This is a genomic window from Paenibacillus ginsengihumi DSM 21568, assembly GCF_000380965.1.
Classification (GTDB): domain Bacteria; phylum Bacillota; class Bacilli; order Paenibacillales; family NBRC-103111; genus Paenibacillus_G; species Paenibacillus_G ginsengihumi.
On sequence record NZ_KB905552.1, the window covers coordinates 92,321 to 114,685 of the forward strand.

Below are 22,365 nucleotides of genomic sequence, written 5' to 3' on the forward strand. Positions count from 1 at the left end.
GAGGAAGAATCTTATTCTGAAAGAAGTGAGGCTTATGTTTCTTCCACCTCCCAAGTCCCATATTATTTTAGCCTTGGATACGCCGGACCGGACGGCAAGCCTGCGCGTGCTGGAGCAGTGCCGGGACGTCGTGGATGCGGTCAAAATCAACTATCCGCTCATTTTGCAGGAGGGCTTGTCCTTTGTCAAAGAGCTTAAGGATACGTACGGTCTGCCGATTATCGCCGATTTGAAAATCGCCGACGTGCCCGTAACCAACAACCGGATTGTGCGGATGGCCAAGCAAGCCGGTGTCAGCGCGGTGATGGCGCACGGCTTTATCGGACCGGATGCGCTCGTGGAAATTCTCGAGGTGGCGGGGGAAGATCTGGGCATCTTCGTCGTCACCGAGCTGACGCATCCGGGCGGGCTCGAATTCACCCGGCCTCACGCCCGGCAGTTCGCCGAGATGGCCGCCTACCTCGGATGCTACGGCATTCAGGCGCCGGGCACCCGGCCCGATCAAATTCGCGCGCTGCGGGAGACGGTCGGCCCGGAACTGGTCATGATCGCCTGCGGCATCGGCGCTCAAGGCGGCACGCTGCAGGCAGCCATCCAGGCGGGAGCGGACTTCGGCATCATCGGCCGGGCCATCTACGATGCGCCGAATCCGCGGGAAGCGGCGCTGCGCATTGCCGCTTCGTCGGCGGACGCGTCAGCCGTCGTTAAGGATGTTCAGGTTGTGCGCTATTGCTCCGAGACCGAGTCCTACACCTTGCGGGTGGAACCGACGGATGAGATGAGGGAGATCGTCAAGGCTTTCGTCCGGTATTGTCAAAATCACCGCATCGGATTGACCATGCATCTCGACGGTGGCATTTTGCTGCGGAAGGAAAAGCATGTTATTCATTTTTACAGAGACGGCCATTGCTTGCTAAGCAACATGCATTCGGCGAGGGAGGGCGAAGAGTGGGCCCGAAGATGGTTTCAGGAAATCAAGCGGGATATGAGCGAAGCGGATTCGTAAATACGGACCCGCTATTTTACGCTTCTACAACTACGGAGGGTGAACGACGATGAACGTGTTGGATATGCTTAGAAATCTTAATATCCGGTCCAAAATTTGGCTGCTCAACGCAAGCGCGATCGTATTTATACTTCTCGTGTCGATCGTCGGATTCGCCTATATGTCGAAGCTGGCAGCCAATTCGCAGCAAATGTACCAAAACCGGCTGCTTCCGGTTAAATGGGTCAACAGCATGCAGACATATATGCGGACCAGCGAAGTCATGATGCTGGAATTCATGACGACGAAGGACGGGCTCTCCTTGAACCGCATGGAGGAGCAGAATGAGCTGATCGACGGCATCATCGCCGAATACGGCAAGCTGGCCTCCGATCCGAAGGAGCTGGAGCTGCTGCAGCAGTATACGGAGGCGCTGCCCAAGTTTCGCGAAGCGGCCGTCAAGGTGACGAAGCTGGCGGAGGAAGGCCAGGAGGCGGCTGCTTACGATGCGTATGTGAACGAGGTCGGCATGATCGGGGCGCAAATTCATAACGCCCTGTCGGAGCTGTCCGAGTACAACCAGCAGGTGGCCGAGCAGTTGTATGTCCAGAGCGAGCGGGATGCCGGCACGGCCAAGACGATTTCCATCTTATGCACGCTGCTGGCCGTCGCGCTGTTTGTAGGCTTGGGATATGCGGTGAGCAGGGTAATTACCGGGCCGTTGCAATCGTTGAGGCAGCGGATGATTTTGGCGGAAGCCGGCGATTTGTCAGTAACGGGAGATTATCCTTACAAAGACGAGCTCGGCGAGCTGAACCGGTCGTTCAATACGATGCTTGACGGCTTGCGCGGACTGATCGCGAGCGTGGCGGACAATGCGCTGACCGTCTCGGCCAGCGCGGAGCAGCTGCTGGCGAGCACGGAGCAAGGGACGCGGGCGTCGGAGCAGATCGCTTCGTCCAGCGAGCATTTGGCCCGCGAGCTGGACCAGCAGGCGGCGAGCCTGCGGGAGGCATCTGCCGAGGTGGTTCGGATGACGGGCAACACCGAGTCGATCGGCGCCAGCAGCGAGGAAGTGTACCGATCGGCGGGAACGGCTGCGGCTGCCTCGAAGGACGGAGCGTCGACGGTACAGTCGGCATCGGAGCAGATGAGGGCCATTTACTCTACGGTGCAGGCGCTGGATGGGATGATCAGCTCGCTGACGGACCATATTCGGGAAATCGGCAGCTTTGCCGTCATCATTCAGGAAATTTCCGCCCAGACGAACCTGCTGTCGTTGAATGCGGCGATCGAGGCGGCCCGGGCCGGGGAAGCGGGCAAAGGCTTCACCGTTGTCGCCGACGAGGTGCGCAAGCTGGCCGACCAGTCGGGCGATGCCTCTGTTCGAATTACGAAGCGGATTCAGTCTATCCAAAGCGAGATGCAGCGCCTGGCAAGTTCTATGAAGCAAGGGCTGCTTGAAGCGGAACAAGGGATCGACAAGACGCACCAGGCGCAGGACGCTTTCGGACGCATTGACGAAGCGGTCGAACGCGTTTATGTCGGTGTCGCATCGGTCAGACAGAGCATTGAGGAACTGACCGCCAGCAGCCAAAGCATCGCGTCGGCGATGGAGCTTGTCAATGAGGTGACGAAGGAAGGCATGGCGGTGAGCCAGCAGACATCGGCGTCGAGCCAGGAGCAGCTCTCAAGCATGGAGGAGATTCGCCACTCGGCGGATGCGCTGGCCAAGCTTGCGGAAGAGCTGCAGCTATCGCTGAACCGTTTTAAGATTTAGACGTCTATGACGAACAAATCCTACGTCATCGGTCGTCACCTTCGGTACTGAAAATTTGCTGACGTTCATCATCAAATTATAAGAGGTATTATTACATAATATTGCTTTCATGGAAGGCGCTCTAGAGGGCGCCTTTCTTCGCGCTGCCGGGCCGCCCGATGAGGCGGTATTCGTTCATAGGCAAATGTTGTATTTTGTACAATAAAAATGGGGGGATCAGCCCTATTTGCGGCTCAATGTTGCAGAAAGTGCAACATTTTGGGCGATGTTCCCGGGTTTGAAGCCGATTGCCCTCAAATTGTTGCACAAAATACAACATTACCCTTTCTCTGGTGCGAAGATGACGAAAAATGTTGTATTTTTTGCAGGATTTGTCGCCTCTTGTGCCTGGGGAGGGGCCGCACAAACGCGGAGTCCGAGCGCAAACGTGGAGTCTGAACGCAAACGTGGAGTCTGAACGCAAACGTGGAGTTCGAGCGCTAATGTGGGGTCCGCACGCAAAAGCGGAGTCCGAGCGCTAATGTGGGGTTCGCACGCTAAAAGCGGGCTTCTCGGGTCGCCGGCTGAGTATCTCCGTCGCAGTCAAGGGGAGATTGGCACAATAAGGGCTATGCCGAAGGCAGGTTTTCTCAGCGCTGCCAAAAAAATCTTTCAATAAAGTTATCACTACGATAAAGCGTTAAAGTGCTGAATCAAAGTGTGACTTGCTGCACCAGGCAACACTGTCGCTCAAGCGCAGCCGCTCATCTGGTGAAGGGGCTTGGATCGAAGCTTCTCTTCATGCTCGCTAGTACCTATTCTGTTTTGCCGGGCTAACGCTAGCCACAGAGCTTATTTAGCTCGAAACGCTCGATTTGAAATTCTAACGCAAGTGAGCAGACTTATTTCGCATATTGGGCTACCAGAATGAGCGTTTTTGACAAAATAGCGCTACCAGGTTGCGTTACATTTTTCAAAGGCTGTATTTCAGCAAAATAGCGTTCGTCACAAGCGTTAGAGATTCGGAAACTTCGGCGGGAGCGTAGGAAGGAGCGGCTCAGGAGGGGCAGCGCAGGAAGGAACAGCTCAGGAAAGGAACAGGGCAGGAAGGAGCAACAGTTGAAAAGAACGCGACTTGGGCAGCGGTTGGAACCACGCACCCATTCTCTCTCCGTACATCCAACAATTTTGTGGTTGTGATATTTTACCATATAAAATCGAAAAGTATTGACAGCTTTACCTAAAATCAATAAGATGAGCCCATAGATTTTAGCGACGCCGCGGGCGCGGGCAGGAGGGAGGGCTTATGGATAACTGGCGATCCGTCGTGAGCGAAGAGGGCCGGCTGATCGGCGATTTGCTGCTGGAGCGGAAGGCGATTTATACCGGGAGAAACGGCAAGCAGGTCGAACGCATCGCCGTTGCCGGGAATGAGGGAGAGACGCTCAGGCTTATTTTTAAACCGCTTACATGCACAGAGACGATGGGGCGCGAAGCGTGGTTTAGCGCTCATGTTTTGCCGCTGCTGCCGATGATTCGCTACCCTCGCCTGTTGGGAGCGGCCGATCATAACGACCCCGAGCGGTATTGGATGATGTTCGAAGACTTGGGCGAGCTGGAGCACAGCTATAGCGAGGCAACTTTGACGCGCGCGGCCTCGGTCATGCCTTACTGGCATCTTCTGCCGCTGGATACGGTGCCGGAGTCTTACGAAGGACATACGCCCCCGGTCGAACAGGTATGGCCGATGGTTGCAAGAGAACGGGAGGAACTGGCCCGGTTCTTGTCCCGGCTTGGGGCAGACGGCGAACTGCTGGGCGCACTGTCCGCATTCATCCGGGAACGGAGCGCGATCCCTTGGGATACCGAGCTTGTCGTCTCGCATGGCGATTTGTATCCCTTGAATGTCGTGCTGCGGGATGACGAGCTTATCGTGCTGGATTGGGAATATATTCACAGGGACAGCGTGTATTGGGATTTGTATAATTTGCTGGACATCACGAGCCCGACCTACCGCCGGCCCCCTGTCGATGGCGAGACAAGGCTGGCGGTCCTGAGGACCTACGCCGGCCAAAGGGAGCGCATGGGCAGGCCGGTGCGTCCGGACTTCATGCCGCAGTACCACGCCTATTGCGCGGCCTACTCCGCATGGATATTGCTGCTGATCGGCCGGGATCTTGCCGCAGGGCGCTACAACCCGCAGGAGCTCTTAAGGCAAGGCGCAGAAACGGTGCGCATTCTGGCGCAAATGCTGCATTATTTGTCAGCGTAGCCGCCTTTCTTCTCGTTCTGCATCGGCCCTGCCCGGCATATACTGGGGCTGATCGAACCCGGAAGGAAGGTGGACAAGATGCTGGAGGAGCAATTGCGGCGATACTATGCGATTCGGCTGCAACAGACGGAGCTGGACAAAGAGGCGGAGCGGCTCAGGGCGGACATTATGGAGCATTTGGACCGGGAAGGGGTGGCCGAGGTTTTGGCTGGCGAATTTAAAGCGAGCATCACCTCGGCCGAGCAGCGGGAATATGACGACCGGCTCGTATACGAGACGATCCCCGACCCCGAGCTGTGGAAGCTGGTATCCAAGGTGGATGCCGGGAAGGTGAAAAGCCTCGTGCAGCTCGGGGTGCTTTCCGACGACGGATTGCGCGGTACTTATCGGATCAAATCGGTGCGGAGATTGAGCGTTAAGAAGCGTTAAGGCGCAAAAAAAACGACAGGCATCGGTTAGCCTGTCGTTAGCTCCGGCGGCTCCAGCGATTGCAGCAGCTGCATCGCCTGCCTGAGGCGCTCCGTTTCCTCGGGAACCCGCTTGGAAGACATGAATCGGACATGACCGCAGCCCCCGCCGCGAATTCCGTGCGTATCGAGAATATATTGAAGCCGGTTGACGGTGCCCGGGCCGCCGTCGATCAGCTCGACATGAGCCGGAACGATGCGCCGCAGATGCTCGCGGTAATAAGGAAAATGGGTGCAGCCGAGCACAATCGAGCCGTACTGCTCGAGAGGATAAGGCCTAAGCTTCTCGCGCAAAAAAGGCTGGATGATGCGATCCCGGAACTCCATTCGTTCGCAATAAGCGACCAGCTCGGGAAGCGGCAGCGTGTCGACGATAGTTTCTCCGTCCACCTTGGCCACCAGATCGTGAAATTTGCTCTCCTTCAACGTCAGCGGCGTAGCCAGGACGAGCACCCGCTTGCGCTGCGGCAAATTTCGCTCCACAGCCGGCTTGACGGCCGGCTCCATGCCTATGATGGGGAACGGAAACTCGCTTCTCAGCGCTCCTACGGCGATGCTGGTTGCTGTATTGCAGGCGATGACAAGCGCCTTGATATTCTCCGCGTGCAGCTCCCGAACGGCCTGGAACAAGCTTTGCCGCACGACTTCTCTGGGTTTGGTGCCATAGGGCACGTGCGCGGTATCGGCATAATAAATAAAGTTTTCCTCCGGCAGCCGATTCATGGCTTCCCGCAATACCGTGATGCCGCCGATGCCGGAGTCCAGAAAAGCGATTCGCATAAAGCCTCCCCTATTTTGAAAATTTGGCGGTAATCCGCCGACCCAAAATTTCAACACCGCAGGCGACGACCGATGACGAGGAAATGCTCGTCATAGGCGTCTATTTTGAAAATTTGGCGGTAATCCGCCGACCCAAAATTTCAACACCGCAGGCGACGACCGATGACGAAGGAAATGCTCGTCATAGGCGTGTATCCGAAACGATTCGCGCTTCAGCTTCCGTATGATCTTCGACAATACCAGTATATATGACGCCGGGGAGCGAAACAATCCGCAGCAGAGCCCCTTTTCGCCCGATTATGCTCCCTTGGAGCGTCTTCGGCATTGCAGGACTGGGCCAACCTTCCTGCACATATAATGTGATAAGCGGAGGCTCCGGCAACAGGCGGCCTTCGGAAGGAAAGGGGGAGTCCAGGCAAAATGATTGTTATAGCGGGGATGCCGATTCCAGCGCATGCGCCCGGTCTGGCAGAGCTTGACGGCGCGGAGCGGCACGTCTTCGACGCAAAATACCGCAGCCCTCAAGTGTACAGCTATCCGACAATGGAGGATCTGCAGTTCGAGCTGGCGGCGCGAAGCCGGATTGCCGATGCGGCGGTCGCCCTCGAGCGGAGCGGAGCGGTCTTCGAAAATTTCAGCGATTCGTATGCCAATCCGCGCTATTGGGATCGGACGGGCCAGGGGGGATTTTTGCTGAAAAGAGGCGTCGCTCCGGCCGACGCGATAAACGATATATTTTACAACGGCAGACTCTACGGCTTCGAATGCGCGACGGCCGTAATCATCGTCTTGTACAAGGGCATTCTCGATGTGATCGGCCCCGGGCCGTTCAACAGGCTGTTCGGCGGGCTGTACCTGTATTCCTGGGAGCATGACAACGATCTGCGGCTGATTACGCGAGAGAACGTGCCGGAAACGTTCATTGGAGACATCCTGTATGTTCGCAATCCCGACTACGACCCGAAGACGCCGGAATGGCAAGGGGAAAATCTGATTAAGCTGGGGGACGACCGCTACTTCGGACATGGCATAGGCATCGGGTCCGTCCAATATTTTATTCGCTCCCTTAACGAAAACCGCAAGCCGGGCAGCACCCGATCCGCTTATTTGATGAACCAGGCGACTTATCCCGATTATCCTGCCTTACGCCGCCTGGCCTTTCCGCAGTCGGGGATGCCGCCGGTTCCGTTCTATTTCGGGCGCAGCCCGGACGAAACGGTGATTCGTATCGGTTCCCGCATCCGGGTGATCGGCGCGTCATGAGCGCTTCGGGGCCGGTCCTTGCGGTCCGAACATAGCGTCAGCGATACACAGCTTTGCCTGGAGCGGGACATCCCGCGCGGCGGAGCTGTTTTTCTTTTGCCTGCCTCAAGCTGTCCGGCTTAGAATATTGCTCACAAAATTTCAGTAGTATAAAATAATATAGCAGATGGCCTGTGACGAACATCACCTTCATCATCGGCCGTCGCCTTCGGTTGCTGAAAATTTGCCAGGGAGGAGGGAATTCCGTTGAATCCGAACGAAACGCAGGAAGGCCGCTATGAGACCGCGACCTTCGCGGGCGGCTGCTTTTGGTGCATGGTCGAGCCGTTCGAGGAATTGCCGGGAATCGTTCGGGTCGTCTCCGGCTATACGGGAGGGCATAAGCCGAATCCGACTTACGAAGAGGTATGCTCGGAAACGACCGGACATGCGGAAGCGGTACAGATTGTTTTTGATCCGGAGCTGTTTTCTTATGAAAGGCTGCTCGCTATATTTTGGAGGCAGATCGATCCGACCGATCCGGGTGGGCAATTCCATGACCGCGGCGAGTCGTACCGAACGGCTATTTTCTATCACAGCGAGGAACAGAGGCGGAAGGCGGAGGCTTCCAAGCGGGAGCTCGAGGCAAGCGGCAGGTTCAACCGGCCGATTGTGACCCCGATCGTTCCGGCCGCGACCTTCTATCCCGCCGAGGAATACCATCAGGGGTACCATAAGAAAAATCCGCTGCGCTACAAAATGTACAAAAAAGGCTCCGGTCGCGAGGCGTTCATCAAGGAGCACTGGGGTACCCGGAAGGACCGCGAGGAGCTTCGGCAGAGGCTTACGCCGCTGCAGTTCGAGGTGACGCAAAATAATGCGACCGAGCCGCCGTTTCGCAACGAATTTTGGGATCACAAGGAGCCGGGCATTTATGTGGATATCGTCTCGGGAGAACCGCTGTTCAGCTCGCGGGACAAATTCGATTCCGGCTGCGGTTGGCCGAGCTTCACCAGGCCGATTGCCAGCGGGAGCATTAAGGAAGAAGCGGATTTCAGCCACGGCATGATTCGCACCGAGGTGCGCAGCCGCGAAGGCGACTCCCATCTGGGACATGTCTTCGCCGACGGTCCGGCGCCGACCGGGCTCAGGTACTGCATCAACTCGGCGGCGCTTCGCTTTATTCCGAAGGACAAGATGGAAGAAGAAGGATACGGAGCTTATCTTCCATGGGTGGAGGACAGCCGCTGAAGTCTTAAAGCAGGCGCCTCCCGCAGGATATACGAATCGTCTGTACTGGCCCTCGCAGCGCGAGGGTCTTTTTTCATCCGATCATTACGGCGGAAGCTCCCGGGCGGCCGAGCCAATGCTGAATAAATTAATGGAAATGTCACTTTTTTTACGTGAAATTTGGCGGCCTGTACGCCCAAACAGGTAAGTTAACGATACGCTGTATTCGATCAAACTTGACAAGAGATGAAACTTTATTACGAAGCGAGCCACGTCCTGATGGTCGTTTTTACACGATTTTCCGCCGAATTTCGACAAAGTGACGGGGGATCGTCGTTATTATGTTATCATTTAATTTCGTTGTAGGTAATGTTATGTGTTAGTTAATGTAATATATTATTACAATCCGCAATATCTTGTCAAACGGATTTGTTTGCGATTAAAATACTAAAGAGGTTAATCTATATGAGAAGATGGGCGGGAAGTAAATGATCATTACCGAGCAAGCGATGGAATCGCAAGAAATGAAGGCAGCCAGAAGCTATGTTAAGGAAGTGTACGAGTCGGTTATTAGCCGGAATCCCGGCGAGACGGAATTTCACCAAGCGGTGAAAGAGATCGTCGATTCCTTGGTCCCCGTGTTCGCCAAGCATCCCCAGTACATGCACCGCGGTATTCTGGAGAGTATCGTCGAGCCGGAGCGCATGATTACCTTCCGGGTTCCGTGGGTCGACGACGAAGGCAAGGTGCGGGTTAACCGCGGCTTCCGGGTCCAATTCAACAGCGCGATCGGTCCTTACAAGGGCGGCCTCCGCTTTCACCCCTCCGTTAACGGCGGCATTATCAAATTCCTCGGTTTCGAACAAATCTTCAAAAATTCACTGACCGGCCAGCCGATCGGCGGAGGCAAGGGCGGCTCCGACTTCGATCCGAAGGGCAAATCCGATGCCGAAGTGATGCGCTTTACCCAAAGCTTCATGACAGAGCTTTGCAAGTATATCGGTCCGGACGAGGACGTGCCGGCCGGCGACATCGGCGTAGGCGCCAGAGAAATCGGATATATGTTCGGACAGTACAAGCGGATTCGCGGCGGCCATGAAGCCGGCGTTCTTACCGGCAAAGGGATCGTGTACGGAGGCAGCTTGGCCAGAACCGAGGCTACCGGGTACGGTACGGTATACTTCGTCGACGAGATGCTGAAATCGAAAGGGCTCAGCTTTGAAGGAAGCACTGTCGTCGTATCGGGATCGGGCAACGTGTCGATCTACGCGATCGAGAAGGCGATCCGGATGGGCGCGCACGTCGTGGCGTGCAGCGATTCGAACGGCTATGTGTACGACAAAAACGGAATTAATCTCGCTACGCTGAAGCGCCTTAAAGAGATTGAGCGCAAGCGAATCAGCGAATACGTATTGGAGCACCCGCATGCAGAGTATCATGAAGGATGTTCCGGCATTTGGACGATTCCTTGCGATATCGCTCTGCCTTGCGCGACTCAGAACGAAATTGACGAAGCTTCGGCCAAAATTTTGGTGGAAAACGGCGTGAAAGCGGTGGGCGAAGGTGCGAATATGCCTTCCACGCTCGAAGCGATCGATGTATTCCTCGCCGCAGGAGTGCTCTTCGGACCGGCGAAAGCGGCTAATGCAGGTGGCGTTGCCGTATCCGCGCTGGAAATGGCTCAAAACAGCATGAGATACTCCTGGACGTTCGAGGAAGTCGACGCCAAACTGCAGAACATCATGAGCACGATTTACCGCAACAGCGTCAAGGCGGCGGAAGAATACGGCCATCCGGGCAACCTGGTCGTCGGCGCGAACATCGCCGGCTTCCTGAGAGTTGCCGATGCGATGATGGCTCAAGGCATTGTGTAAGCTAAGATTTGAAGAGACGGGGCAGGGGCGCTTGCCGCTGTAATGCTACGAAGCCCTGCTGCGCTGCAGAGCGTTCAATCATTTGCAGGTAAACCTTGGACTGCTTGCGAACGGGCCGATGATGTCCGATTCGTCATCCTATGGATAGGCGTTATTCCCATAAAACGGCCGGCGCGGCCAATCCGGTGCATGTTTTGCCCGGATGGTCGCGCCGGCCGTTCGTTTGTACAGCGTCTCAGCCGCTGCCTACCGCCATCGCTCCCACTGCTCGCGGATATTGTCGCGCGTCACCTTCCTGCGGTGCAGCGCCAGGCTGGGGGAGCGGGAATTCATCTCGGCGATCAGCCGGTTCACGGCGGCCAATGCTTCGTCAATCTGTGCCGGATCTCCATCTGCTTCAATCAGCTGCAGCGTCTGCTCCATCTGCAGCTGCAGCTCGCGGCGGAGGGCTACCCAAGGGGGCGGCACATTGGCCTGCTTCAATATCGTCGTCAGGATATCTCCGGTCGGCACGACGAGCGGCTTGCCCTTGCCCGGCAACTGGTCGAGCCCGCCCTTGCGCACAAATTCCTCGTAGGCGTCGTCAACCCACTGCTTTTTGCGGCGCTCTCCGGACAGCATCGCCTCGGTATCCTCGAACGTTTCGGCAGGAAGCGGGATGATCGGCCGCTCGGCATCGCTGCGGGACGAACGGTAAGCGTTCCGGCGTTCCTCACGGCCGGAACCCCCATACGGTCCTTGGGAATCAGCGGACAACATGCTGCACCTCTTTTCGGCGGAATCGATAATATCTTCAGCGTAGCGCTTCCAAGGGGTTTGCGTCAAGGCGCATGTGCCGCGGGTGCTGCCGGATTGGCCCGTATATAGCAAATCTTGAATCCGCGGCGTGCTCGGGCCAGGTGTCGGCATGCGGCTTACCGGGACCATCAGGAGAACGAATGTTTTAAGCGGCACGGGAAAAGACGGCGATCATCGCCGCTTCCGCTTTCGGATAGCCGACCGCGGACTTGGGCAATCCTGATGGTGAGAGGAAGGGCGATCCTCGCTTGAGCCGCAGATATCGCAGATGCAGATATCGAAATATGAACGGAAGTCTGCGGAGGATTGGCGCCTGCTCGCTTCGCTTCTGGCGTCGGACGGTTCGGACGAGCGGCATGAAACAGGCGCTGTACACCGTTATCGCATGATCATTCGCCTTACGATTCGGATTTCAACCGTTCGAACTCGGCCAGCGCCTGCTCCAAGCCGTAATTGAGGAGGCGGGTTTTGAAGCCTTTGGGCTGGTCCTCGGACAAGGCGTCGAGCTTGGCAAGCAAGTCTCGGCGCAGGTGAACCTTGACCTTGTCATGCGTTTGGCGGCGCTTGCTCTTCTTAAGCGGCTGCTTCAGCAGCTCGATCAGCGCCGCGCTGCCGCTGTCGGTTTCATTCGTCCTTGGCGGGGCATTGTTCGCCGCTGTTCGCATATCGGCTTTTTCGCGGTCGTTGGCCGCGTGCTCCAGCGCCGCGGCGCGGCGCTTGCCGTCCGCGAGCCCTGCCGCGGAATCGGCAGCAAGCCCCGCCTCGGCGGCGGCAGGCACCGCCGGAGGCATCGCCGCAGCGGAGGGCGCTTCCACGGCAGGCGCTGCCGTTGCGGCTGCTTCCGCCTGTCGCCGCCTGCCGCTGGGCGACTGCGTCGCGCTGCGCGGGCGGCCTCCCGCGGCCGCCTTGCTCCGGCTGCGCCGGGCAGCGGGCTTAGCCGCGCTGGCGGCCTCGGCGGGGCGCTCAGGCGGGGGCGCGCCGGCGCTGTCCGCGTGGTCGGCTTCGGCCGCGGCTTTCGCCACCGCGACGTGGCCCGCTTCCGCCGGGGCGGCGCCCCCCGCGGCTTTCGCTTCCGCGCCGGCGCTGTCCGCGTGGTCGGCTTCAGCCGCGGCTTTCGCCGCCGCAGCTTTCGCCGCGCCCGTGCCCGCGCCGGACGGCTCCGCGCGCTCCATGGCGGCCTGTTGCGCGGCGGCGGCCGGCCGCGCGCCGCGACCGCTTGTTGCCGGCTGTCCGGCGCCGTCCGCTGGCTGCGATACGCCGCTCTTGTTCGGCTGGGCGTCCATGACGTTCGAGTCCTCCGTCATCGGCCGTCACCTTCGGTGATTGAGCATTGGCTGACGATCGTCTTCAAATGATTCATGACGAAAACCTCCTCTTGGTCAGGGACATGTCATATGAACTGACAACGATAGGGCATAGCGATACGGAGAATTGGCTACATTTTCTTTTATTGTAACATAATTACTTGCGGCAGGCGAAAATAAAATCTCCGAAACTTCTGGATTGGATAAATCTCTGGAATCGATAATTTGACGCATTTGAAGGAAAAAAGCCTGCGGCATCCGTCTGTACATATGAATGATTGTTTTTGACCGCGGGGAAAACGTCGGATGGCCAAAGTCGTGTCTGTTTCGGACGCTTTGCCTGCCTCTTGTTTGCATGCGTGCCTCTTGTTAGCAGAAGCGGTGCGGCGTGCCGCCGTTTTCCCGATGTCAGGCAGAGGTGTGAGTTCATTGCTTCAAGCGTATTTGTGGCCGATCGGACAGGCGCTGCTCACTTTTCCGGTGCTCGCGCTTCTGTTCACGCTCCCTTTTCTCATCGTCCAATACCGCAAGCACGGCTATGTGCACAAATTGCGCGGCCTCGTTCTGTATTCACTGCTTCTTTATTTGCTGACCGCCCTTTATTTGGTCATTTTGCCCTTGCCGGAAACGCGCAGCAACTGCCCGCCGGGAGCGGGGACCAGCGGCTATGTGCAGAGCGTCCCGCTGCAATTCGTCCGCGATTTTCTGAAGGAAACGCAGTTTAAGCCGGGCGTGCCGTCCACCTATTGGGGCGTGCTGAAGGAGCGGGCTTTCCTGCAGGCGGCCTTCAACGTGCTGCTGTTCGTTCCGTTCGGGCTCATTTTGCGATATTATTTTCGCAGAAAGCTGTGGATTTCGGTCGCTTGGTCGCTGCTGCTCTCGCTCCTTTTCGAGGTGACGCAGGTGACGGGCATTTACGGCATTTTCGAATGTCCGTACCGGCTGTTCGATGTAGACGACCTGCTCCTTAACACGTCGGGAGGGCTTCTCGGCTGGTTGGTAGCGCCATGGCTGACCGGATTTCTACCCCGTATCCATAAGCTGGACGACGAGGTCGATTTGACGACAGTCCGGGTCAGCTATATTCGCCGCCTGATCGCCTGGCAGCTTGACGCCGTGCTGCTCTTCGCCGCGTTCGCGCTGTTCGGCCTGTTCGGGAAGCCGGTCGCCGCCGCGGCTGTCGCAGGTGTGTATTTCATCGTGCTTCCTTACGTTACGGGCGGCCTGACGCTCGGCAAGGCGGCGGTGCGCATTCGTTTGCAGGGGAGGGGCGAACGGCCGACGCTGCGCGAGCTGGCGATGCGGTACGTACCTTTATACGGGATCATCGGCGGAATGAATTACATGGTCCTGAGCCGTAAGCTGGAGATGCTGCCCCCTTATGTTTTGACAGGGTGGATTTTCGTTCTTGTTCCGGTGAATGCGGCTTTTGCCCTGCATGTCCTGCTACGGCTGTTCCGAAGGGACAAAGGGCTGTTCTATGAGGAATGGAGCGGAACGAAGCATGTCGTGAGCGCAAGCGGCCTGAAGCCGCGCGAAACGAACCGCCCGAAGCCGCGCTAGCCAAAGTCGCCCACTTTTCCTTTCCGCCGATTTCTAGTAATATGGTTTCTACAAGAGGGTGGAACGGAGGAGAGGCTTGGTGAACCGGAGTGACGAGCCGTTAGTCTCGGTCATTGTACCGACTTACAACCGGCCTGGCTTTTTGTGCGAATTGCTGGAATCGCTTGTCCGGCAAACCTATCGGCGCTTGCAGATCATCGTCGCCAATGACGCGGGGGAACCGGTCGATTTCGTTCGGGAGCTGTATCCCGAGCTGGATGTGACGGTCATCCATATGGAGCGGAACGCCGGTCATGTGCATGCGCGCAATAGAGCTCTAAAAGAGGCGTGGGGCGAGTATGTACTGCTGTGCGACGATGACGATCTGCTGCTGCCGGGCCATGTGGAGCGGATGCTGGCCGAGCTTGCCGATTGCGATATGGCGTATTCAGACGTGGAAATCTTCGATTACGTCGTCGAGGACGGGGTGCGGCGGGCGGTCAACCGGTTCGTCTTCGCCTATGAGCATGACCCGGAAGCGATGCGCCGGTTTTCGACCTTCGTTCCTTCCGGCTGCATGTACCGCCGCAGCATGCACGATGAGCTGGGCGAATTCGATACGGACATGTACCATTACTGGGACTGGGACTTTTATCTGCGGTCGGCGGCGCGGTTTCGGGTGAAGCGCGTTCCTTGCGCCAGCGCGCTGTATGCGTACTCTCAGGTCGGCGGGAATTTGTCTGGCAGCCCGGCGGATATGAGGCCGTATCTGGACAAGCTGTCGGCCAAGCACGGGCTCGGGGAGCTGCCGAGCAAAAACTTCTTCCTGCTGCTGGAAGAGCCGGAGGTGAAGGCCCGCCGGGCCGTCACGGAGGTGCTGTGGGACGGAGCTCCGTTCGTCTCGCGCCTGGCCGGCAAAGCTTCGAGGGAGGTCGATACCGTTTGATTGGAACGATGGCTCAGGCGACGGAGCTGCTGCAAAAAATATACGGCTATCCATCCTTTCGCCAAGGTCAGCAGGGGGTGATCGAGAGCCTCTTGTCCGGCCGGGATACGCTCGGGATCATGCCGACGGGCGGGGGCAAATCGATCTGCTATCAGGTGCCGGCGATGATGATGCCCGGGACGACGATTGTCATCAGCCCGCTGATTTCGCTGATGAAGGACCAGGTCGACGGGCTGGACAGCTTGGGCGTGCCCGCAGCTTACATTAACAGCTCGCTGACGTACGCGCAGGCCGAAAGCCGGATTCGCAAGGCGGCCAATGGCGACTATCGCCTGCTGTATGTCGCCCCGGAGCGGCTGGAGTCGGAACGGTTCGCAGAGCTGCTGCGCGGGCTCGTGGTGCCGATGGTCGCCGTCGACGAAGCGCACTGCGTCTCGCAGTGGGGGCACGATTTTCGGCCGAGCTACATGCGCATTCGCGAGTTTGTCTGTTCGCTGCCGACAAGGCCGCTGCTGGCCGCCTTTACGGCGACGGCGACCGATCAGGTGCGCGACGATATTATCGCGCATCTCGGGCTGGAGCGGCCGCAGGTGTTCGTGACCGGCTTCGCCCGGGACAATCTGTCGTTCTCGGTCATCAAGGGCGAGAACAAGCGCGATGTGCTGCTGGATTATATAAGCGGCCGGCGGAACGAGGCCGGCATCGTCTACGCGGCGACGCGCAAGGAGGTCGATCAGCTCTGCGAGCTGCTGCGGCGCAAAGGCTTTGCCGCGGGCAAATACCATGCGGGCATGAGCGACAAGGAGCGGGCCGCAGCCCAGGAGCAGTTCCTCTATGACGAAGTCCGCGTCATGTGCGCCAGCAATGCGTTCGGCATGGGCATCGACAAGTCGAACGTTCGCTATGTCATTCATTACAATATGCCGAAGAACATGGAGGCATATTACCAGGAGGCGGGACGCGCCGGACGGGACGGCGAGCCGAGCGACTGCCTGCTGCTGTTCAGCCCCCAGGATATTCACATTCAGAAGTTTCTGATCGAGCAGTCGGTGTCGGACCCGGAACGGCAGACGCAGGAATACCGGCGGCTGCGCCAAATGGCCGATTACTGCCACACCTCGCTATGTCTGCAGCGGTATATTGTGCGCTACTTCGGGGGCGAGATGGAGGAGGATTGCGGACGCTGCAGCAATTGCGCCAGCCCGGATATGCAAATGTCCGACATCACCGTGGAAGCGCAGCAAATTTTCTCCTGCGTCAAAAGGATGCGGGAACGGTTCGGCATGACGTTGGTCGCCTCCGTCCTGAAGGGATCGCGCAACAAAAAGGTGCTGGACTTCGGCTTCGATGGGCTGAGCACGTACGGCTTGATGAAAAATCGCACGGAAAAAGATATTCTCGATCTGATTCAGCTGCTGGCCGCCGAAGGCTATTTGAGCTTGTCCGAAGGCAAGTACCCGGTGTTGAAGCTGTCGCCCAAAGCGCTGCCCGTACTGGCGGGGAAAGAGCGGGTAGTGCAGCGCATTCGGGTGAAGCCTGCCGCCGCTGCGGCGGACGACGCGGAGAAGGAGCTGTTCGACGAGCTGCGGCAGCTGCGCCTCGAGATTGCCAAGCGGGAAGGCATTCCGCCGTATATCGTCTTCCCGGACAGCACGCTGCGGGAGATGTGCGCCGTACAGCCGACGAATCCGGCCGCGATGCTGAAGATCAAGGGCGTCGGGGAAGCGAAATTTTTCAAATACGGCACGTATTTCATCGACTTTTTCAAGCGCCGGCGGGAGTCGGACGGAAGTTAGCCGGTATGGCTGAATATGATGAGAAACGGAGCAATGGGCAGTGGCTAAATCGAAATTTTACGTTGTCTGGGAAGGGCGGCAGCCGGGGATCTACAAGACTTGGGCGGAATGCCAGAAGCAGACGCAGGGCTATCCGCAGGCGCGCTTCAAATCGTATGAGAGCGAAGCCGAGGCGAAAGCCGCCTTTGCCCGGGGCTGGAAAGCCGAATACAAAGGGATTCCCCGCTCGGACAGGGCTGCTTCGCGGCAAGGAGCCGCGGCGGCCAAAGCGGCTGCGGGGGAGCTGCCGCCGGAGATTGAGCTCGACAGCTTGTCCGTTGACGTCGGCTGCAGCGGCAATCCGGGGATCGTCGAATACAAAGGCGTCTGCACACGCACAGGCGAAGTTCTTTTCGAGCATCCGCCCATTTCCAAAGGGACGAATAACATGGGGGAATTTTTGGCGATCGTGCATGCGCTCGCTTATCTGAAGCGCCAAGGCAGCTCCATGACGATCTACAGCGATTCCAAGACGGCGATCAGCTGGGTCCGCAATAAAAAGGTCGCCTCCAGTTTGCCGCGCGACGCCTCGACGCAGGAAATTTGGGCGCTGGTCGACCGGGCCGAAGCCTGGCTGCGCGTGAACACCTATCCGAACAAAATCATCAAATGGAATACGAAGGCGTGGGGAGAAATCAAGGCGGATTACGGAAGAAAGTAAGCGTGACGAACAGCGCCTTCCCGGATCGGCCGGGAAGGCGCGTTGTCATGTCCGCCGTTATTTGTCGCTGCGGTCGATATGAAGTCTCGGTTTCGTGTTCGGCTTCGTGTTTTTGTACATTTCCTCTTCCTGGCTTTCCAGGGGCAGACTGACGAGCTCCCATTCCGTCTGACCCATCATCGGGTCGTACGGGAACTCGTCGCCGCGCTTCAACGTTTCCTCGCGCCCCCATTCGTTCTCGTAAATGCCGTCAGTCTCCACCTCCTCGCCGGACACCGGATTCATTCCTTTATCCTCGGACATCATGGCTTTACCCCTCCTTGGAAGTACATTCGCCAGTTAGTATGCCCGGTTCGGCGGCAGCTATGAAATGAGATGTATTTTCTTCCTATTATATTATGTAGTGAAGATGATATAGAGAAGATGAATAGAGAAAAGAGCGGAGTTCGGCAGGCATTCGGACATCGGACTTTCGCATTGTGTGAACCGCCGTTCCTATGATATCGTAATTGGAGAAGCGCTTTGCGTGACGTTACTGTCCATAAAGCGAAGAGAGGGAGAACGATGAGAGAGCTGCCGCGAGAGTTGGAATTGGCATGGTTCCGAAACGTGCTAACGATGGAACAGACGGAAGACGGATGGGTACCTGTCCGATTTACGGACAAACAAATGAGGGTTTATGCGCAGACCGAATCGCTGGACCTTCGCAGCCGCTGCCCGGCGGGCGTCTGTCTTGACGTTCTGACGAACGCTTCGTATATCGAATGGGATTACGCGATCGGCAGGACGGCTCGGCCTTGGGCATACTTCGACCTGTATGTGGACGGCGTATGGGCGGCATCGCCGGGCTGCGACAATCTCGCGGAAGATCCGGGAACCCGGAGATTCGAGCTGCCGGATCGGCCTGGGGACGGGGCAATGCGACGGCTTACGCTGTATTTGCCTCACAACGCCGAGCTTGTCCTCCGGGCGGTTCGCTTTTCGGAAGGCGCCGAAGTGCGGGAAGTCCCGCGGCCTGCGCGGCGCATGCTCTGCCTGGGCGATTCCATTACGCAGGGCATGGACGCCCGGCGGCCTTCCGCCATCTATCCGGTGCTGCTCTCCCGCGCGCTGGATGCCGAGCTGCTGAATCAGGGCGTCGGCGGCTATGTGTTTTCGGAGGAGTCGCTCGATGAGGAGCTGCCTTACCGGCCCGATGTCATTACCGTCGCATACGGGACGAACGATTGGGGCCGCCACGAAACGATCGCCTCGTTCGAACGGGCCTGCAGCGGCTTCTTCGCCAAGCTGACGGAGATTTATCCGAGCACGCTGGTCTATGTGCTAACTCCGCTATGGCGCGCAGATCAGGACAAGCCGCGCCCGCTCGGCGCCTTCGCGGATGTGGGCGCGGCGATTCAGCGCATCGCCGGCGCCTACAGGAACGTATGGCTGATCGACGGCGACGCGCTTATTCCCCACCGGCCGGAGCTGTTCGGCGACGCTTATTTGCACCCGAATGAGGAAGGCTTCCTGCACATGGCGATGAATACGTTGCAGCGAATCGGCAAATACGAGCTAGTCTCCCCTTTGTAATCTCGGGTAAACGGAGGAACCGGCTGCAATGGGCAAGTTCAGATACGAAAATATGAATGGCGTCTCTGTAAGCAAGTCGTTCGCCGAAATCAGACAATGGCGCAAAGAGCGGAGCGCCAAGCGAAAGGACTTGTCGTTTGTCGTTCCGCTCTGCCCCGATGCATCGGCCGAATGGCTGCAGGAGAACAGGAGCCGCACGGCGGTAACCTGGATCGGCCATGCCACCTTCCTGGTTCAGATGAACGGGGTCAATCTGCTGACAGACCCGGTGTGGGCCGAGAGGATGGGCTTCGCGAAGCGGCTCGCCCCTCCCGGCATCGCGCTAGAGAAGCTGCCGGCGATCGATGCCGTGCTGCTCTCTCACAGCCATTACGATCATATGCATATCGCCTCGCTTAAAGCGCTGCACAGACGGAATCCCGGCATGAAGCTGTACGTTCCGGCCGGCCTGGCGGCGCCTCTCCGCAGACGGGGCTTTGCGCGAATGACGGAGCTGAACTGGTGGGAGAAGACGGAGCTTGCCGGCTTGGAGCTGCACTTTGTGCCGGCTCAGCATTGGTCGCGGCGAACGCTGACCGATACCAACCGCTCTCATTGGGGAGGATGGATCATCCAGCGGTCAGGGGCAAGCCAGGAAGAAGAAGCGATTTATTTCGCCGGGGACAGCGGCTATTTTCCCGGCTTCAAGCTGATCGGAGAACGGTATCGCATCGGCACGGCGCTGATGCCGATCGGCGCTTACGAGCCGGAATGGTTCATGGGCAAGCAGCACGTAACCCCCGAGCAAGCCGTGCAGGCTTTCGTCGATTGCGGCGCGGAGCGGTTTGTGCCGATGCATTACGGAGCCTTCCGCCTGGCCGACGATACGCCGCGGGAAGCGTTGGACCGGCTGCTTGCCGAATGGCAGCGCCGGGGATTGCCGCCCGACAGGCTCCATGTGCTGCTGCACGGCGGGACGCTGAAGCTGTAAAGACGCTGCGCTACACCAAGAAGGAAGCTTGTCTCCCGCAAGCTTCCTTCTTGGCATTTAACGGCTTTCGTCTCTTCGCGTCATTTGCTGCCAAACGGAGCCTTCCGCAGCGTGCCCGCCCTCGATCCGCTCCAGCGCCATGCGCACCTGCATCCGCACCTCGAACTCGGGATCGTTCTCGGCGGCGCGCAGCGCAGGGATCGCCTGCTCGTCGCCTGTCTCATAGAGGAAGCGCGCCGCGCGCCAACGGACGAGCCGGTTCGGGTCCTTCAGCGCCTCAGCCATCGCCTCCTGCGCGGCGGGATCGCCGATGTCGGACAGCGTATCGCCGGCGGTCCGGCGCACCGCGGGCGATTCGTCGCGCAGCGCCTCATACAGGTATGGCAGCACTTCCGGCGTCTTCAAATCGCCGATATAGACCGCCGCCAGGCGGCGAACCGTCGCTCGCTCGTCCTTCAGGGCGATCAAGAGCAGCGGAAGCGTCTCCTCGGACGGCCGAATTTGCTGCAGCGCCGCGTAGCGCTTCTTCCAATCGGGATCGTGGAGCAGCCGCTCGGTCTCTTCGTAGCTGAACGAAGCGCGCCCCGATACGGCCACCGCTTCCGCTTCGGATGCCGCGGTTCCCTGCATCGCCTGCTCGATAAGAAACTGCAGCCGTTCGTCGTCATAAGAGGCGTCCAGCTCCTGAACGGCTTCCTCCAGCACATCTTCCAGCGAGCCGTAGCGGGTGCCCCACTCGATCAGCGAACGCTCCTTGATCAGATTGGGCGCTGCGGCAGCCGCGTGAACGGCGGCGTCGGAGAAGCGCTGCGGCAGCGCCGCCCGGGCTTCGTTCGCTCCGTCGGTGACCCGCACCTGAAGCGGGATGCTGCGGAAATGCTGCAGCAGCACCTTGACCTCGCCGAAGCCGGCCGCTTCTTCCGTTGGCCCGGGCTGCCCGCCGCCGGCCGTCTTCGTCTGCTCCGGCGCGCTGTACTCCGGCGCCGTCCCGAGCGCGCTGCGCACCTCCGTCAAGATGGCCTGCCAGTCTCCTTTGGCCGTCCGGTCCAGCGCGATAAAATCGGCGGTGCGGTACAGGCTTTTTACGCCGGGGATCGACAGCAGTTGCTTAAGCTCCGGCGGCGCCTGCTTGGCATTCGATGCATCGAAAGTATAGCGAACGCCGGCAGGGAGCGTTTCGTCCACCGTAATCTTCATCGTCAGCGGACTCGGCGTCGGTTCAATGGATGTGATGCGCATAGCTGATTCCTCCCTTGCAAAAAAGACCGGGCTCGCCCAAGAGGACGCGCCGGTCTTCCGATATCCGCTTAGTCCAGATCCAACAGGTTGCGGTGCAAATATTGACTGTCCAAAATTTTGGTGAGATCGAATACGGTATGAGCCGAATCGATATTCTCGAAGGCATGCTCGCACTGATCCTTGTATTCCATCTCGCGATCGTAATGGGCCATGTACTGATCGATCACTTCCTGGGAGCTGCCCCGGTTCTTTTCGCGCTCCATCACCGTCTGCTTATCGGCGTATATGAAAATCCGCACGACCCGGTCTCCGTACAGCTCCTTCAGAATATCCGCTCCGTATCGGTTCAGCACAAGGTAAACCGCACCGTATTTCTGCATCATCTCGGCAACGTCCCGGTCTTTGATTCCGTACCGATTCCCGTATATTTCAAGGACCTCGATAAATTCGCCGTTCGATTCCGCCCGCGAGAATTGTTCTGCAGTAATGAAATGATAATCTTGTCCATCCACTTCGATGGGACGCGGCGGGCGGGTAGTGTACGACAACACCTGCTTCATGCCGAGCGTCTCTCCGGCCATGCGTCCGACCGTCCGGCGGCCGGCCCCGTTAGGGCCTGTAAATACAAAGATAAATTCTTTGTCTTTCAGTTCGTACATAGAAACCCTCCTTCGTTAGGTGTATCCCAGCGGATCATCCTGTTTCCATTTTACCCTCTTTTGGGTGCAAGGTAAAGGAGGCCGTTTTTGTTTAATTGTGGCGAATTGGGTGAAATATTAGCGGAAAATCTCGAAAAATCTCGTTATTTCGCTGGTTATCGAGAAGATTCGCCGGGACCGAAATCGAGTTTCTACATTATATATGCTTCGGTGACAAGCCTCTTATC

Annotated in this window: 20 protein-coding genes; 13 read left to right on the forward strand and 7 right to left on the reverse strand. The window is 58.1% G+C overall.

Annotated features, from left to right (window positions below; all coding sequences use genetic code 11):
* Positions 1–34: 34 nt before the first annotated feature.
* Positions 35–1,006: an orotidine-5'-phosphate decarboxylase gene (gene pyrF / locus F591_RS0104425; RefSeq protein WP_019533380.1), complete on the forward strand. Its 972-nt coding sequence runs from the start codon at positions 35–37 to the stop codon at positions 1,004–1,006.
* A gap of 49 nt (positions 1,007–1,055) precedes the next feature.
* Positions 1,056–2,765: a methyl-accepting chemotaxis protein gene (locus F591_RS27375; RefSeq protein WP_019533381.1), complete on the forward strand. Its 1,710-nt coding sequence runs from the start codon at positions 1,056–1,058 to the stop codon at positions 2,763–2,765.
* A 121-nt stretch (positions 2,766–2,886) separates the two neighbouring features.
* Here F591_RS27375 and F591_RS32600 read toward each other — a convergent pair whose 3' ends face one another.
* On the reverse strand, positions 2,887–3,084 hold the full coding sequence (locus F591_RS32600) for a hypothetical protein (RefSeq protein ID WP_083935309.1): 198 nt from the start codon (positions 3,082–3,084) through the stop codon (positions 2,887–2,889).
* Positions 3,085–4,050: 966 nt separating this feature from the next.
* On the opposite strand from F591_RS32600, the gene F591_RS0104435 reads away from it, so the two are divergent.
* Together F591_RS0104435 and F591_RS0104440 are read left to right on the forward strand one after the other, a co-directional pair.
* Complete coding sequence (locus tag F591_RS0104435; protein WP_019533383.1) at positions 4,051–5,016, forward strand: phosphotransferase family protein; 966 nt, start codon at positions 4,051–4,053, stop codon at positions 5,014–5,016.
* 78 nt (positions 5,017–5,094) lie between these two features.
* On the forward strand, positions 5,095–5,445 hold the full coding sequence (locus F591_RS0104440) for a hypothetical protein (protein ID WP_019533384.1): 351 nt from the start codon (positions 5,095–5,097) through the stop codon (positions 5,443–5,445).
* A 26-nt stretch (positions 5,446–5,471) separates the two neighbouring features.
* Here the strand turns inward: F591_RS0104440 and murI are convergent, their stop codons facing one another.
* Complete coding sequence (gene murI / locus F591_RS0104445; RefSeq protein WP_019533385.1) at positions 5,472–6,263, reverse strand: glutamate racemase; 792 nt, start codon at positions 6,261–6,263, stop codon at positions 5,472–5,474.
* Between the two features lie 420 nt (positions 6,264–6,683).
* Here murI and F591_RS0104450 point away from each other — a divergent pair, with 420 nt between their 5' ends.
* The 3 genes from F591_RS0104450 to gdhA all read left to right on the forward strand — a co-directional run bounded on the left by F591_RS0104450 (position 6,684) and on the right by gdhA (position 10,609).
* Positions 6,684–7,526, forward strand: a complete 843-nt coding sequence (locus F591_RS0104450) for a hypothetical protein (protein ID WP_019533386.1) — start codon at positions 6,684–6,686, stop codon at positions 7,524–7,526.
* Between the two features lie 246 nt (positions 7,527–7,772).
* Positions 7,773–8,756, forward strand: a complete 984-nt coding sequence (msrB, locus tag F591_RS0104455; protein ID WP_019533388.1) for a peptide-methionine (R)-S-oxide reductase MsrB — start codon at positions 7,773–7,775, stop codon at positions 8,754–8,756.
* A 467-nt stretch (positions 8,757–9,223) separates the two neighbouring features.
* Positions 9,224–10,609, forward strand: coding sequence for an NADP-specific glutamate dehydrogenase (gene gdhA, locus F591_RS0104460; protein WP_019533389.1), 1,386 nt, complete (start codon positions 9,224–9,226; stop codon positions 10,607–10,609).
* Between the two features lie 246 nt (positions 10,610–10,855).
* Here gdhA and F591_RS0104465 read toward each other — a convergent pair whose 3' ends face one another.
* A complete protein-coding gene (locus F591_RS0104465) occupies positions 10,856–11,368 on the reverse strand; it encodes a DnaJ family domain-containing protein (protein ID WP_026326372.1) in 513 nt (170 codons plus the stop codon).
* Between the two features lie 437 nt (positions 11,369–11,805).
* A complete protein-coding gene (locus tag F591_RS29430) occupies positions 11,806–12,711 on the reverse strand; it encodes a hypothetical protein (RefSeq protein WP_019533391.1) in 906 nt (301 codons plus the stop codon).
* Positions 12,712–13,131: 420 nt separating this feature from the next.
* Between F591_RS29430 and F591_RS0104475 the strand changes: the two genes are divergently transcribed.
* The 4 genes from F591_RS0104475 (at position 13,132) to rnhA (ending at position 17,695) form a co-directional block, all read left to right on the forward strand.
* On the forward strand, positions 13,132–14,274 hold the full coding sequence (locus tag F591_RS0104475) for a VanZ family protein (RefSeq protein ID WP_425414342.1): 1,143 nt from the start codon (positions 13,132–13,134) through the stop codon (positions 14,272–14,274).
* Positions 14,275–14,353: 79 nt separating this feature from the next.
* Entirely contained in the window at positions 14,354–15,199 is an 846-nt protein-coding gene (locus tag F591_RS0104480) for a glycosyltransferase family 2 protein (RefSeq protein WP_019533393.1), read from the forward strand.
* Positions 15,200–15,207: 8 nt separating this feature from the next.
* Positions 15,208–16,995, forward strand: a complete 1,788-nt coding sequence (gene recQ, locus F591_RS0104485) for a DNA helicase RecQ (RefSeq protein WP_040741108.1) — start codon at positions 15,208–15,210, stop codon at positions 16,993–16,995.
* Between the two features lie 40 nt (positions 16,996–17,035).
* The gene (gene rnhA / locus F591_RS0104490; protein ID WP_019533395.1) at positions 17,036–17,695 is read left to right on the forward strand and encodes a ribonuclease H; all 660 of its coding nucleotides are present in this window, start codon (positions 17,036–17,038) and stop codon (positions 17,693–17,695) included.
* A gap of 57 nt (positions 17,696–17,752) precedes the next feature.
* On the opposite strand, the gene F591_RS0104495 is transcribed toward rnhA, so the two are convergent.
* Positions 17,753–17,998: a hypothetical protein gene (locus F591_RS0104495; RefSeq protein WP_040741109.1), complete on the reverse strand. Its 246-nt coding sequence runs from the start codon at positions 17,996–17,998 to the stop codon at positions 17,753–17,755.
* A 261-nt stretch (positions 17,999–18,259) separates the two neighbouring features.
* Between F591_RS0104495 and F591_RS0104500 the strand changes: the two genes are divergently transcribed.
* Complete coding sequence (locus F591_RS0104500; RefSeq protein WP_019533397.1) at positions 18,260–19,270, forward strand: SGNH/GDSL hydrolase family protein; 1,011 nt, start codon at positions 18,260–18,262, stop codon at positions 19,268–19,270.
* A 28-nt stretch (positions 19,271–19,298) separates the two neighbouring features.
* On the forward strand, positions 19,299–20,240 hold the full coding sequence (locus F591_RS0104505; protein WP_019533398.1) for an MBL fold metallo-hydrolase: 942 nt from the start codon (positions 19,299–19,301) through the stop codon (positions 20,238–20,240).
* Between the two features lie 57 nt (positions 20,241–20,297).
* Here the strand turns inward: F591_RS0104505 and F591_RS0104510 are convergent, their stop codons facing one another.
* Positions 20,298–21,479, reverse strand: coding sequence for a conserved virulence factor C family protein (locus F591_RS0104510; RefSeq protein WP_019533399.1), 1,182 nt, complete (start codon positions 21,477–21,479; stop codon positions 20,298–20,300).
* Positions 21,480–21,547: 68 nt separating this feature from the next.
* The gene (locus F591_RS0104515; RefSeq protein ID WP_019533400.1) at positions 21,548–22,138 is read right to left on the reverse strand and encodes a guanylate kinase; all 591 of its coding nucleotides are present in this window, start codon (positions 22,136–22,138) and stop codon (positions 21,548–21,550) included.
* Positions 22,139–22,365 lie beyond the last annotated feature (227 nt).

Excerpts from the sequence above, each read along its gene's own strand:
- F591_RS27375 (WP_019533381.1), top strand. The coding sequence starts at position 1,056 with ATGAACGTGTTGGATATGCTTAGAAATCTTAATATCCGGTCCAAAATT.
- recQ (WP_040741108.1), top strand. The coding sequence starts at position 15,208 with ATGGCTCAGGCGACGGAGCTGCTGCAAAAAATATACGGCTATCCATCC.
- F591_RS0104440 (WP_019533384.1), top strand. The coding sequence starts at position 5,095 with ATGCTGGAGGAGCAATTGCGGCGATACTATGCGATTCGGCTGCAACAG.
- F591_RS0104505 (WP_019533398.1), top strand. The coding sequence starts at position 19,299 with ATGGGCAAGTTCAGATACGAAAATATGAATGGCGTCTCTGTAAGCAAG.
- pyrF (WP_019533380.1), top strand. The coding sequence starts at position 35 with ATGTTTCTTCCACCTCCCAAGTCCCATATTATTTTAGCCTTGGATACG.
- F591_RS32600 (WP_083935309.1), bottom strand. The coding sequence starts at position 3,084 with ATGTTGTATTTTGTGCAACAATTTGAGGGCAATCGGCTTCAAACCCGG.
- F591_RS0104465 (WP_026326372.1), bottom strand. The coding sequence starts at position 11,368 with ATGTTGTCCGCTGATTCCCAAGGACCGTATGGGGGTTCCGGCCGTGAG.
- F591_RS29430 (WP_019533391.1), bottom strand. The coding sequence starts at position 12,711 with ATGACGGAGGACTCGAACGTCATGGACGCCCAGCCGAACAAGAGCGGC.
- F591_RS0104515 (WP_019533400.1), bottom strand. The coding sequence starts at position 22,138 with ATGTACGAACTGAAAGACAAAGAATTTATCTTTGTATTTACAGGCCCT.
- murI (WP_019533385.1), bottom strand. The coding sequence starts at position 6,263 with ATGCGAATCGCTTTTCTGGACTCCGGCATCGGCGGCATCACGGTATTG.
- F591_RS0104510 (WP_019533399.1), bottom strand. The coding sequence starts at position 21,479 with ATGCGCATCACATCCATTGAACCGACGCCGAGTCCGCTGACGATGAAG.
- F591_RS0104495 (WP_040741109.1), bottom strand. The coding sequence starts at position 17,998 with ATGTCCGAGGATAAAGGAATGAATCCGGTGTCCGGCGAGGAGGTGGAG.
- F591_RS0104500 (WP_019533397.1), top strand. The coding sequence starts at position 18,260 with ATGAGAGAGCTGCCGCGAGAGTTGGAATTGGCATGGTTCCGAAACGTG.
- F591_RS0104435 (WP_019533383.1), top strand. The coding sequence starts at position 4,051 with ATGGATAACTGGCGATCCGTCGTGAGCGAAGAGGGCCGGCTGATCGGC.
- gdhA (WP_019533389.1), top strand. The coding sequence starts at position 9,224 with ATGATCATTACCGAGCAAGCGATGGAATCGCAAGAAATGAAGGCAGCC.
- F591_RS0104450 (WP_019533386.1), top strand. The coding sequence starts at position 6,684 with ATGATTGTTATAGCGGGGATGCCGATTCCAGCGCATGCGCCCGGTCTG.